Source organism: Desulfobulbaceae bacterium DB1, assembly GCA_001914235.1.
GTDB lineage: Bacteria > Desulfobacterota > Desulfobulbia > Desulfobulbales > SURF-16 > DB1.
The window spans coordinates 1-12,117 of the sequence record MQUF01000007.1 but is presented as its reverse complement, the minus strand read 5'-3'; the positions used below and the strand labels follow the sequence as shown (position 1 = coordinate 12,117).

The 12,117-nt window shown below is 50.4% G+C and carries 14 protein-coding genes and 1 tRNA gene; 10 read left to right on the top strand and 5 right to left on the bottom strand.

Annotated elements, in window-relative coordinates; genetic code table 11:
• Nucleotide 1 precedes the first annotated feature (1 nt).
• The gene (locus tag BM485_08645; GenBank protein OKY75328.1) at nucleotides 2–361 is read right to left on the bottom strand and encodes a sulfur reduction protein DsrE; all 360 of its coding nucleotides are present in this window, start codon (nucleotides 359–361) and stop codon (nucleotides 2–4) included.
• A 193-nt stretch (nucleotides 362–554) separates the two neighbouring features.
• Nucleotides 555–740 (bottom strand): hypothetical protein, encoded by a 186-nt coding sequence (locus BM485_08640; GenBank protein ID OKY75327.1) that lies wholly within the window; start codon nucleotides 738–740, stop codon nucleotides 555–557.
• A gap of 316 nt (nucleotides 741–1,056) precedes the next feature.
• Between BM485_08640 and BM485_08635 the strand changes: the two genes are divergently transcribed.
• Both BM485_08635 and BM485_08630 read left to right on the top strand, forming a co-directional pair.
• On the top strand, nucleotides 1,057–2,307 hold the full coding sequence (locus tag BM485_08635; GenBank protein ID OKY75326.1) for a 6-phosphofructokinase: 1,251 nt from the start codon (nucleotides 1,057–1,059) through the stop codon (nucleotides 2,305–2,307).
• Between the two features lie 175 nt (nucleotides 2,308–2,482).
• Nucleotides 2,483–3,139 (top strand): hypothetical protein, encoded by a 657-nt coding sequence (locus tag BM485_08630; GenBank protein OKY75325.1) that lies wholly within the window; start codon nucleotides 2,483–2,485, stop codon nucleotides 3,137–3,139.
• Between the two features lie 37 nt (nucleotides 3,140–3,176).
• On the opposite strand, the gene BM485_08625 is transcribed toward BM485_08630, so the two are convergent.
• A complete protein-coding gene (locus BM485_08625; GenBank protein OKY75324.1) occupies nucleotides 3,177–4,403 on the bottom strand; it encodes a hypothetical protein in 1,227 nt (408 codons plus the stop codon).
• A 127-nt stretch (nucleotides 4,404–4,530) separates the two neighbouring features.
• Between BM485_08625 and BM485_08620 the strand changes: the two genes are divergently transcribed.
• Both BM485_08620 and BM485_08615 read left to right on the top strand, forming a co-directional pair.
• On the top strand, nucleotides 4,531–4,719 hold the full coding sequence (locus BM485_08620; protein ID OKY75323.1) for a hypothetical protein: 189 nt from the start codon (nucleotides 4,531–4,533) through the stop codon (nucleotides 4,717–4,719).
• Nucleotides 4,700–5,077, top strand: coding sequence for a zinc/iron-chelating domain-containing protein (locus BM485_08615; GenBank protein ID OKY75322.1), 378 nt, complete (start codon nucleotides 4,700–4,702; stop codon nucleotides 5,075–5,077). The genes BM485_08620 and BM485_08615 overlap by 20 nt, the downstream gene beginning before the upstream one ends.
• Before the next feature lie 224 nt (nucleotides 5,078–5,301).
• On the opposite strand, the gene BM485_08610 is transcribed toward BM485_08615, so the two are convergent.
• Nucleotides 5,302–5,386: transfer RNA gene (locus BM485_08610), tRNA-Lys, on the bottom strand.
• A 158-nt stretch (nucleotides 5,387–5,544) separates the two neighbouring features.
• On the opposite strand from BM485_08610, the gene BM485_08605 reads away from it, so the two are divergent.
• Genes BM485_08605 through BM485_08595 form a run of 3 tightly spaced genes read left to right on the top strand, consistent with a single transcriptional unit; the run spans nucleotide 5,545 to nucleotide 7,397 of the window.
• Complete coding sequence (locus BM485_08605; protein OKY75321.1) at nucleotides 5,545–6,771, top strand: hypothetical protein; 1,227 nt, start codon at nucleotides 5,545–5,547, stop codon at nucleotides 6,769–6,771.
• Between the two features lie 25 nt (nucleotides 6,772–6,796).
• Nucleotides 6,797–7,075: a cytotoxic translational repressor of toxin-antitoxin stability system gene (locus BM485_08600; protein ID OKY75320.1), complete on the top strand. Its 279-nt coding sequence runs from the start codon at nucleotides 6,797–6,799 to the stop codon at nucleotides 7,073–7,075.
• The gene (locus BM485_08595) at nucleotides 7,044–7,397 is read left to right on the top strand and encodes a transcriptional regulator (protein ID OKY75319.1); all 354 of its coding nucleotides are present in this window, start codon (nucleotides 7,044–7,046) and stop codon (nucleotides 7,395–7,397) included. The genes BM485_08600 and BM485_08595 overlap by 32 nt, the downstream gene beginning before the upstream one ends.
• 355 nt (nucleotides 7,398–7,752) lie before the next feature.
• Here the strand turns inward: BM485_08595 and BM485_08590 are convergent, their stop codons facing one another.
• The gene (locus BM485_08590) at nucleotides 7,753–9,132 is read right to left on the bottom strand and encodes a hypothetical protein (GenBank protein OKY75318.1); all 1,380 of its coding nucleotides are present in this window, start codon (nucleotides 9,130–9,132) and stop codon (nucleotides 7,753–7,755) included.
• Nucleotides 9,133–9,251: 119 nt separating this feature from the next.
• Between BM485_08590 and BM485_08585 the strand changes: the two genes are divergently transcribed.
• The 3 genes from BM485_08585 to BM485_08575 all read left to right on the top strand — a co-directional run bounded on the left by BM485_08585 (nucleotide 9,252) and on the right by BM485_08575 (nucleotide 11,970).
• Complete coding sequence (locus BM485_08585; GenBank protein OKY75317.1) at nucleotides 9,252–9,662, top strand: hypothetical protein; 411 nt, start codon at nucleotides 9,252–9,254, stop codon at nucleotides 9,660–9,662.
• A gap of 63 nt (nucleotides 9,663–9,725) precedes the next feature.
• On the top strand, nucleotides 9,726–11,246 hold the full coding sequence (locus BM485_08580) for a transposase (GenBank protein OKY75316.1): 1,521 nt from the start codon (nucleotides 9,726–9,728) through the stop codon (nucleotides 11,244–11,246).
• On the top strand, nucleotides 11,233–11,970 hold the full coding sequence (locus tag BM485_08575) for an ATPase (GenBank protein OKY75315.1): 738 nt from the start codon (nucleotides 11,233–11,235) through the stop codon (nucleotides 11,968–11,970). Before BM485_08580 ends, BM485_08575 begins: the two co-directional genes overlap by 14 nt.
• Nucleotides 11,971–12,117 lie beyond the last annotated feature (147 nt).

Below are 12,117 nucleotides of genomic sequence, written 5' to 3'. Positions count from 1 at the left end.
TTTACAGACTGATGACCGCCGCGTCGCAGGCAAGATGGATGAGTTCCACCGCAGTCCCCATCCTTGCTCCTTCGATGAGGTCCGCTTCGCTTATTTTGCGCGACTTGCAACAGGGGGTGCAGGCCAGAACCGGGACGTTGTGACCCTGGAGATAGGTCATGAGGTCGTCGGCGGAGTCGCCTGTTGCCGCCTTGACGTGCTCCAGAAGGCCCTCCTTGGCCAGATAAACCGCGTCATCGAGCAGGAAAAGCGTGACGTTTTTTCCTTCCTTGTGGGCAATGGTGGCCAGATGGATCGCTCGTGCCGCCCGATTCGGGTTGTCGGTACCGCATGCCAGGGTAATCACTACATTATTTGTCATTTTTTCACCTCTTGTCATTGAAATTAAAAAAATAAAACGACCGACGCTTTACAAACTTTCAAATACGAATATAATATTAATTAGAGGGCGAGTCTGACATGTAAAAAATAAGAGAGCGGTCATCGCATCGTATACTTCAAGAGAGACTCACCCCACAAAAAGCAGAGTCGTGTTTGACTCTGCTTTTTTTTGTTTAAACGTCCCCCCGGGCCTTTGCGCCTTTTATTGTCAGGTTCTGAAAAAAAAGAAATCTCGTCACGCCGATTTCAATGACCGCATCCTTCTTTTCCACCATAACATCATGTGCTTTCCAGATGGTGACATCCTCGGTGGTAATTTTTTCAAACCAATTCCGACTCGAATCATCCGGTTGACCCATGCGTACCGCAGGGGTTTTGACCTTGACTCATCAGCCGTTAACCGCCGGACGCGGGGCGAGGTAAATGGTGGCATTGCCGCCTTTTCCGGCAATCAACCGCGCAGCTTTGCCGGTAACCCGTAGTGTCGCTTTTGTATCGTTTTTCATGAGCCGGATAGTACACCGCATGATTTGTTTTCACCAGCTTTAAACGCCCGTGCAATTGGTGAAAAATAAATTTTGTTGAGTAAAGGTTTTGGCGGTCGCGATCGATGTGTTACAATCACTGCAACCTAAGGACGACGGTCCGGACAAAATCAGAGGAGGAGTTCGATCCATGCAGGATAAACTTGTAATCGCCATGGCAGGACTGCCCGCCCGGGGAAAATCGACCATGGCTCTGAAAATTGCCCGCACGCTGGAACTTGACGACGTCAATGTGCGTATTTTCAATAATGGCGAACTGCGCCGGAAGCTGTCCAGGGAGGATACCTCGTCACCGGAGTTCTTTTCCCCGAAAAATCCCAAGGGGATCCAGCTGCGGGAGAAATGTGCCCGCATGAATCTTGACCTTGCCCGCAGCTATCTTGACAACCGCGGCAGGGTGGCGATTATCGATGCCAGCAATGTCACCAGAAGCCGGCGCAAGATGATTGAGGATACCTTTCCCGGCCTCCCCATTTTTTTTATCGAATGCGTTAATGTGGATGAAGAAGCCAATGAGGCGAGTCTGGAACACAAGGCGTCGTTAAAGGAATTCAAACACCTGACTCAGGCAGAGGCCTTTGACAGCTTTTATAAACGTGTCGCCCACTATGAGTCAATCTATGAACCACTGCACGCCGAGCGCAACATAATTCTGGTCGATTCCTTTGAGGGGTGGATTCTGCAGGAGAAGATATTCGATGTGGTGCCCTATTATGACCGCATTCGCGATATCATCACCACCCGGATTATCCGCAATCTTTTTCTTGTCCGCCACGGAGAAACTTCTTTTAATCTCGAAGACCGCATCGGCGGCGATTCAGGACTCACCCAAAAGGGTCTTGACCAGGCCAGGGCACTGGCCGAACATTTTGCCGGCGTCTCCATTCCTATCATCTTCACCAGCAATCATAAACGTACTTTACAGACCGCCGCGCCCATCGCCGCAAAACAGAAAAATTGCTCGGTTATCGCCCTGACCGAATTCAACGAGATCCACGCCGGTATCTGCGAAGGAATGACCTACCAGGAAATCCGTCAACAGATGCCCTTTGTGGCCAACGCCCGCAACCGGAACAAATACAATTATGTCTACCCGGAAGGGGAAGGGTATCTGACCATGGAAAAAAGGGTGCATCGTGGTTTGAAAAAGGTCTTTTATCTCAACAGCTACAATGACAATATCATGATTGTCGGACACCGGGCGGTAAACCGGATGATTCTCTCGGATTTCGTCTTCCGGCCGAAAGAAGAAGTACCCTACATCTATATGCCGCAGAACCGTTACTACCACCTGCAGATCGATCCTTACAAGAAACAGTTTGAATTGAAACCCTATGCCGCTTCATCCGACAAACATTTTGAATCAGGGAAAATTGACTGAATAACGGATAATTGATCCATGCCGTCAAACGGCGATTGACCCGGCTTGGCGGCACCATTTTGGGGGTAAATAAATTTGACAGAAGGAAAGAAGGGCATGTAATTTGGAAAGGACGGTTTTTGAATTTACGCGAAGGAAAAGAATCTCGTTTGTTTCATTTCTTTAATCAAAAAAGATGTCTGCTGATAAAAAAACAGATCTGAAGGGGAAAAGTGCGTTTGAGCTCTTCCCCGATATCATGAAGGGTATCCCCAAAACCGGGAAAGGGGAGGTGTCTCCGGCCGCGAATTCCGGGGTCGTTCGGGGGCGAGCCCCTGCCGTCAGCCGGGTCCCGCCTCCTCAGCCGCCTGATATCGGCATTTTGCTTTCCGGGGAAAAGGAAAGGGTGGCCCGCAATGCGGACGTGGCCGTCGCCTTGCTGCTCATGCCGGAGGGGAAAGAGAGGTCTCTGGTTGTCAATGTTCTGGAGGGGCTGGGGTATGTTGCCGACTGTGTCGGCTCCCAGGTGGAAGCGGTTGACAAAATGGGTTTTATGAATGCGGGTGTCGTCATCCTGCAGGACGGCTTTGACGGAAAGGAGCTTGATCAATCCCTTTTTCATCAGTATATGAAATCCCTGCCCATGAGCAGGAGGCGTTACATCTATTATGTACTGATCGGGCCTCGTTTCCATACCCTGTATGATCTTCAGGCCCTTGCCGAAAGCGTAAATCTGGTAGTCAATGTGCACCATGCGGACAAGTTTGGCTTGATCTTGCGAAAAGGCCTGATGCAGTATGAGGAGCTTTTCGGTCCTTATGTCGAGTTGCTGCAGGCCCAGGGGCGTAAATAAGCGACGAGTTCAGTCCGTTCTTGCATGGGCGGGGAAATCAGAGGGTGAGAAGGTCGCTGATCGATTTTTCAAAGAGATTCATGCTGTTGATGTTCCATTTTTCCGGATCTTCATAGCTGACGACCTGATCGTCGGTTAAAGAAAGATCCAGATCCTGGACAGGGAATGTCCCTTTTGATTTTTCGTCATGAAAGATGCGGACGACCGGCTGCATCAGGTTTTCGGTTGAGCCCACCACCACTCCGATGCGACCGCTGTCGAGCCTCACGCAGGAACCGATGGGGTACACCCCGATGGAGCGGATGAATTTGTGGGTCAAATCCTTGTTGAAGTGATGCTCGCTCCACTCATAGAGTTTTCGTAATCCTTCCACTCTGCCCATGCCGTTTCGGTAGCATCTGTCGGAGGTGATGGCGTCAAAAACGTCGGCAATGGCGCAAAGCTGAGAGCCGGTTTTGATTTCATCGCCTTTGAGGCCATGGGGATACCCGCTGCCGTCATAACGCTCATGGTGATGCAGTCCCATGTCATAGGCTTCTTCGGGGAGGTCTGTGGCGCTTTGCAGCACCTCGGCCGAATAAAGGGCGTGGCGTTTCATTTCGGCAAACTCAGCTTCCTCAAGTTTTCCGGGCTTGTTCAAGATGCTGAGCGGAATTTTTGTTTTGCCGATATCGTGAAACAGCGCGCCGATGGCCAGGCTTAATGTCCGTTTGTGCGGCACCTTGTAAAAGTTGCAGAAATTGAGAACATAGGCGCCGACGCTGATGGAATGCATCAGGGTGTATTCATCTTTTTTTCTGATTCTGGCCAGCAGCACCAAGGCATCACGGTTACGGGTGACCGATTTTTCCATTTTTGCGATGAGATCATAGGCCTCAGCGGTTTCCAGCGGCTTGCCTTCGCTTACGTTTTTAATTGCATTTTGGATGACGTTGACCGCCTGGTTTTTGATATTTTGGGCAACGAGCAGTTCTTCCTTGAGCGGCACGTTTCTGATGGAAACCGGTTCTTCGCTGGCCAGCCGCCGCAGCCCTTTGTCGGTTCCCTGTTTTGCCTCGATTTCAGGTTCGGCATCGTTGATGTCATCGCCCTTGTCGGTATCGATATAGACTTCCTTGATCCCGAACGAACGTAAATGGTCGATAATTTTTATATCTTTGATCAGGGCTTGATTTGCCAGGAGATAACTGGAATTGAAACCGCAGTTAAAGTCATGAACAAAAATGCCTGGTTTCAGATATTCTATTCTTACTTTTTTGATCATACAATCAGGTCGTATTTGAAAGTTTTTTGAGGTATTTAATAATTAAGATAGGACGCAGGACGATTCTGTTCCCAACTTTTTTTATTCTCATAATGTATGGGGATCGGGAGAAAAAGGAAAGCAATATTTGGCCACGCGATGCGGCAGAGCCGGGCGGCGGACCGGGTCTTTTTTCGTGGATTTTTTTGACAAGTTTGCGTGTCACTGGGAAGTCGGCAATAATTTAAAAAATTGCAAAGAGGTGTTTTTGGGGGAGGGGCGTTGCGTGCTGAATTTTGTTAACTTATTGGAAATATATGATAAATCCATGTCTTGACTGTGGGGCCTGTTGTGCTTTTTTTCGTATTTCTTTTTACTGGGGTGAGTCTGATAGTGGAAATACCGAGGGCGTTCCCACTGAGCTGACGGAAAAATTGAATGATTTCCGCATGGTGATGAAGGGGAGCAATGGGGCTTTTCCTCGTTGTGTTGCCTTGATGGGGATTGTCGGCAAAAAGGTAAGTTGCTTCATTTATGCAAAAAGGTCTTCCGTCTGTCGCGATTTTCAACCATCCTGGCTGGGTGGTGTGCATAATGAGGGTTGTGACAGGGCCAGGAGGCATTGGGGCATGCTGCCGTTGACCCCGGAAATATGGACCACGCCGGGTGACAATTTCCCTCGAAAAGCAGCCTGATTGGTTGCTGATCCCGTCATATTGGGTGACCAGGGGTCAACCTGGAACTACTCGGTTCTCACCAGCGATTTGTGGCCCAATTGGTCGGCTGCGGGTTACGATTCTTTCGATTGGGAAAAATGGCTACCGCTTTTTTTATGTGGAGGCCTGAAAAATGGAACGAAGGCCACGGGGGAAACAAAAAAAGCCTTTAACTCATAAAAGAGCTAAAGGCTTGATATTTTTGGTGGGCCGTCCCGGGATCGAACCGGGGACCTGCTGATTAAGAGTCAGATTTTTGTGCTTTCACATAATTTCACATAACACCACTTGGCCCTTGACTGATAAGGGTTTTCCCTGTATCTTATCTTCATAATACTTCACATAAAAACACCCTGTTTCATGTTGAAAGTGGGGACAGGGTGGGGATAAGATTTGACCTGCTGATCCTTGATATGGCTATCTGATTTAAATCATGAGGTCCAAAAATGAGCGGGAAAAAGTGGTTTCAGAGTAAATTTACGGGTGTCAGATACCGTTTCCATGAAACCAGGAAGCACGGTGTTCAGTTCGATAAATACTTTACCATTCGCTTTCAGTCCAATGGGAAGCGCAGTGAAGAGGGCTTGGGATGGGCAAGCGAAGGATGGACAGAACGGAAGGCGGCTCTTGAATTGGCCTCTTTAAAAGAGGCTGCGGTGAAGGGGTCAGGACCCGTCCGGTTGGCGGAGAAAAGGGAAATTGCCAACAATAAGCGGGCGGCAGTTGAGGTAGTCAAAAAACAGCAGGAAAAAGAGTCTGTCACGATAAGCCATTACTTCAGCAACGTCTACTTTCCCGCCACTGCAGAAGACGGCAAGAGCCATACTGCATTAAGAACCGAGAATTCTCTTTTTGAACTATGGATAAACCCGGTTATCGGCAATTTGCCTTTCAAGGATGTTGCCCCGATCCATATTGAAAAAATTCGGTCAAACATGACAAAAACTGGCCGGGCTCCCCGGTCAGCAGAATACATGATGAGCCTTGTTAGGCAGATTTTCAACCATGCTATGAAGTCCGGCCAGTATGAAGGGAAAAATCCTGTGCATGCCGTTAAGAAAACGAAATTCGATAATGGCCGCTTACGTTTTCTTTCACGGCAAGAAGCGGGAATATTGTTTGATGCCCTGAAAAAAAAGAGCCAGACGGTTTATGAGATGTCGCTGATTAGTTTACATTGCGGTCTACGGTTTGGTGAAGTCACAGCATTGACATGGGCTGATGTTGATCAGACGCACGGCACGTTGACCCTTCGGGATACCAAAAATAAGCGAAGCAGAACGGTTTTTATGAGCGAGGCGGTCAAATCAGTGATGGCAGCGAAAGAACCCGGTGCGCCGTCTGATTATGTTTTGCCGGCAAAAGGTGGGAAACGGATCATGACAACCCCTTCTACATTTAAAAGGGTGGTCAAGGCCCTTGGGCTTAACGATGGAATCATGGATAGGCGGCAGCATGTTTGTTTTCACACGCTGCGGCATAGTCACGCCTCATGGCTTGTTCAGGCCGGAACAGACCTTTTCACGGTGCAGAAGCAGCTTGGCCATACCAGCAGCGCCATGACACAAAGATATAGTCATCTTAATGAGGATCATTTCAAGACGGTGACAAAGGTTTTTGATAAACCGGATCAGCTGGCAAAAGTATTGCCGATGGTAAAAACAGGTTCTTGAAATATTCTATTTATGGTATATTGTTATGACATGGCAGGTTGACTTAACCAAAAAAACGGCCAAACAAAAAGAGTCATTGCCGAAAACGATCAAAGAGCAGTTGGTATTCCTGATCCGCGACATTGAAGAATACGGGCCTGTGCGTGGTAACTGGCCGAACTACAGTAAACTGAAACCAGGCCAGCACCATTGCCACTTAAAAAAGGGGCGGCCCACTTATGTCGCCATCTGGGAAGAACGGGACAAAGAAATAAAACTGATTGAGGTTGTCTATGTTGGAACGCACGAAAAAGCGCCATACTAAAACGGTGGAGCTTCGCTTTCGCGGCCCGGCTTCAAAAAAGGACGAAGCGGCCCGACTGCTGAAAGAACTTGGATTCGAGAATGCAACAGACTCCATCCCCTGGCGTGAAGCATTCCCGGAATACTCAACTGAGGAAACCCCTGCTGTTTGTCTACGAGCCGCCCGCCGGCGGGAAGGCTTGACTCAGAAAGAACTTGCCGCACGATCCGGCATACCGCAAGCTCACATTTCCCTGATGGAACGCGGCTTAATGGCGATTGGCGTAGTGAGGGCAAAGAAGCTTGGTGAAGCGTTGAATGCCGGCTACAAGGTTTTTCTGTGAATTGATTTTTCAGGGATAGGGTAGCTCCCGAAAAGCCAGTTTCCGGCTGGCCTTCCCTGATTTTTTTCAAACCGGGCCGCTTACGGAGGCGGAAGGATGATTGAAAATACCAAAACCGGCTGGTTCCCTGGATATTATGTGAATGACCGCTTTCATCTCTCTGATGAAACCAAAGAGCACATAATTGGTTTATTGGGTGATGCTGCAGTCAATCCTGTTGAGCAGGTTTGCCAGGAATTTTTAGGATTGCGGGAACATTGCGACAATAAACCCCGCAACAAGGAGCGGAAAGCCAAGCTGGCCGAGTTGCACGATTGCGCGGAACAGATGCGGGTTATCAGCCCGTTGAAAAAGTTTAAATTTCGGCAAACAGCGGCCGCAACCGACAGCCGCATGAAAAGTCCGTCATTTTCAAAAAAGACCTCTGCCTGATCAATATTTCGGGCAGTAGCAGGGCAAAAACAGTGGCAAAAATGGCAAAAATACCCAAAATAAGACGCCGCAGGACATCGGCCATCCCTTTCGGGGTGCCCTGTCCAAAGATTACCCGCATGAGAAGTCCCAAATTGTAGGCAGCGGCATGAATCAGGTAGCGTTTACTGACATTTTCCAGACCGCGAAGCGTCATCCGGGCAAGATTGCCACCTCGCTTGAGCATGGCAAAACTTCGTTCCACAATCTCGGAACGCCGACGGGACAACTGTTTTCCGTGGTCTCCCCGAGTGCGGCGGCGATTGCCGTGAAATTCCCGGCAGGCCTCTTTGTCGCCATGCCAACTTCGTCTCTGTTCGCTCTGCCGCTCCGGAATGTAGGTGGTGATCCCTTTGTCGGCATTGAGTTTCCTGATCAACTCCGCCTTGTGGTATCCTTTGTCGGTAACCACGCACAGCAGTTCCGGCGCTTCGTCACCGAGAACGGCAAGGTTCTCCTCGACTTGTTCCAGCGTCTCCTCGATGCTTGCCGTATCGCCCTGATCAGCCGGATGCACCACGACGCCCAGCATGGCCCCGGTGGCAAGATCGACCGCATGTTCCGCCTTGTAGGCAAGATGGGTCGTGCCATTCTTCATCTTGGCGATACGGGCGTCGGGATCGGTTTCCGATTGCCACTCGCGATTGGAAAGTTTCTTGCCTGTGCGTTTCCTGTCGAAACGGGCAACGTCGGCGGCATCACCTGGCTCTTGACCTGCCTCGCGCATCAACGTTTTGACATAGTCGGTGTAGGAGGAACCGGTATCTTTTCGCGCCAGACGCCGCAGAGAGGCATTGGCTTCAATGGTTGTCGAGTCGACACCAGTCGCGTATGCATCGATCAGCCCGTGTTGATGGACAATGCAGAGGATACGCTGGAAAACCTTGGTGTACAGCTCCAGCGGCAATCGTTGCCGCCAGATGGTGAAACTTGAATGATCCGGCGTTTTTTCGTGAATCTGATAGCCGAGGAACTCCCGCAACGACATCCTGTCACTGCAATGCCAGGCAATGCTGCGTTCGGACTGAAACCCTTCCAGGTAGCCGACAAAGAGCATGCGGAAGTAGACACCTGGAGGAATCGAGGGACGACCTGCTTCCGAGAAAAAGGGGGCACATTCCTGTTCCAGCCAGACGTCAAATCCATCGTCATCAAAAAGACGGTTGAGGCGGGTGTAAAAGGGATGGCCACCGCGTGGGGCCAGGTCGCTATGGGCGATCCAGAGCGGGAGCTGTTTATGTTTTCTGCGTTTACCGATGGCCATGAAGAAAAACCCCTGTTGTGTGATAATGTGGTGGCAGCATTTTACCCGATCTGCCACTTCATTCAAGCTCTATCCATGGTGAAAACGGAGTTTTTCAACGGGCTGTTATCACGTCCAGAATGGCCGACTTGATGAATGACTGGCAGGTTTCCACCACAATAAACGCACAACTCCAAAATGCCTCTCATATACCCGCAAGAAAACGATTAGTAAGAGACTCATATCTTGACGATCTAGCCCAAGATATGAAATTTTTAGAACGTATTACGAAATATTCCACAGATTCAACCAAACCAGGCAGACCCAAAGGAAGCGGCGACAAAGCTGCTCTCCATCTGGTAAGAAAATTATGGCTTGTGTGCCGGGATTGCGGGAAAATTCCAACTCGAATTAATCGCAACGGGGTAGCTGATGGCCTTTTACACCAATTGGTGAAAGTACTAGTTGGACGAAGCCGCTACGCGGCAGACGAGTGTGAATCGGCATGCAATAATGACCCACTAAAGGGGGAAATCGGCATTCAAAATTGACCCACCTCAGCCCCTGCTCCATACTCTTTGGAAATCTATCAGAGAGAGGAGAAAAGAAAGGAGATGCTGAACGTGGAAACAATCCGTAAAATCCGACAGGCCTATTTTAGAGAGGGGAAAGGAATTCGAGCGATCACCCGCGAGATGAACCTTTCCCGCAACACCGTCAGAAACATCATCCGAAGTGGCATAACCGATCAGAAGTACGAGAGGGTCTCCCAACCCCATCCCAAGTTGGGTTCCTTTATTGAGAGGCTGCGTGAGCTCTTGCATGAGGATGCCGACAAGCCGGTCCGTCACCGTCGGACTGCCCAGTTGCTGTTTGAACAACTGCAGCGAGAAGGCTACGAGGGTGGCTACGATGCCGTCCGTCGTTACGTGGGGATATGGAAGAGGTCGAGTGGCACTGCTATTGTTCAATCCTACGTACCTCTTGAATTTGTTTCCGGCGACGCCTTCCAGTTCGACTGGAGCTATGAACAGGTTGAGCTGGCTGGGGTTCCGGTGGAAGCGAAGATCGCTCAGTTCCGCCTCTGCCATAGTCGCAAACCGTTCTGCATCGCCTATACTCGCGAGACCCTGGAGATGCTCCTTGATGCCCACATCCGGGCCTTTGATTTTTTTGGTGGTGTCTGTTGCCGGGGCATTTACGATAATCTAAAGACGGTGGTCAGCAAGGTGCTGATGGGCAAGGACAGGGTATTCAACCGCCGATTCCAGAACCTGGCTTCCCATTATCTGTTTGACCTTGTGGCTTGCACCCCTGCCGCCGGCTGGGAGAAAGGGCAGGTGGAGAATCAGGTCGGCGTGGTCAGAAAACGTTTCTTTGCCAAGCGCCGCCGCTTTGCCTCCCTTGAAGAACTGAACGAATGGTTGGCGGATGAATGCCGGAATCATGCAGCCACCACCAGGCATCCCGAGCGCAAGGAGCAAACCGTCGCCCAGGTCTTTGCCGAGGAGAAAGACAAACTTCTGGCACTGTCGGCATCACCGTTCGACGGTTACCAGGAAAGCGTTAGCCGTGTATCTCCGCAACTGTTGATCAATTTTGACCGCAACCGTTACAGCGTAGATGCCATGGCGGCCGGCAAGACAGTGTCGGTACGGGCATACGCTGACCGAATCGTCATGGTGATGAACGGTACTGAGGTTGGCAGCCATCGTCGCCATCTCGGTCGCGATAAGGTCATTTACGACCCCTGGCATTATCTGGCCGTTCTGGAGAGGAAACCGGGAGCATTGCGAGACGGAGCCCCTTTCAAGCAATGGGATCTGCCGGAAGCAATAGTCGAAGTCAGGCGAATCCTTGAAAATCGAGTAGGCGGCGATCGGCAGTTTGTCAATATCCTGTCTGTGGTAAGCCGTTATGGCCTCGAATCGGTGGCCGTTGCCTGTGCCCAGGTTGTAGAAGACAAAACCGTCAGCAGTGACATCGTCCTCAGTATATTATCCAGAGAACACGAGGAGCCACCGTCGGAACCGTTGCCGCTGTCAGCCCAACTGCCGCTGATCACGTTAATTCCGGTGGTGGATTGTTGCCGTTACGATCAGCTGCTTTCCGGAGGTGCTTATGGTACTACGTGACCGGATAATGGAGGCAATCGGAGCCATTGGGCTGTACGGGATGAAGGACACCTTTGACGAGATACTGGCCTCGGGCATCAAGAGCAGGGCGACACCCGACAAGATACTCTGTGATCTCCTGGAGGCGGAGTTGGCGGAGCGGCAGGTCAGAAGCATCCGTTATCGTATGGGTCTGGCGAAGTTCCCTGTAGACAAGGATCTGGACCGGTTCGACTTCACGGCAACCCCGGTCAGCGAGATGCAGGTACGCAGCCTTTATGGTGGCAGCTTTCTCTCTGATCACACCAACGTCATCATGGTTGGCGGCACCGGCACCGGCAAAACGCATCTGGCCATTGCCATTGCCAGGCAAAGCATCAGAAATGGCAGGAAAGCCAGATTCTACAATGTGCTTGACCTGGTGAATCAACTGGAGCAGGAGAAGCTCAATAACCGGGGAGGCCGGTTGGTGGAACTCTTGGGCAGACATGACCTGGTTGTGCTCGATGAACTGGGCTACCTGCCATTCTCCAAGAGTGGTGGACAGTTCTTGTTCCACCTGATCTCGAAGCTTTACGAGCGGACTTCACTGATCATTACCACCAACCTGACCTTCGGAGAATGGCCCCAAGTCTTCGGCGACGGCAAAATGACCACCGCTCTCTTGGATAGGGTCACGCATCACTGCGAAATAATCGAAACCGGCAACGAAAGTTGGAGAATCAAAACAAGAATCAATAACTGAAAACTACTGCCTGAGGTGGGTCAATTTTGAACGCCGATGGTGGGTCAATTTTCAATGCCGTATAGTGGACCCCAGTTTTGAGACAGCAATTTAAGCTATGCGCTACCATCAAGGAGCAGGAAGTGATGAGCGAAAAGAAAAAGAGAA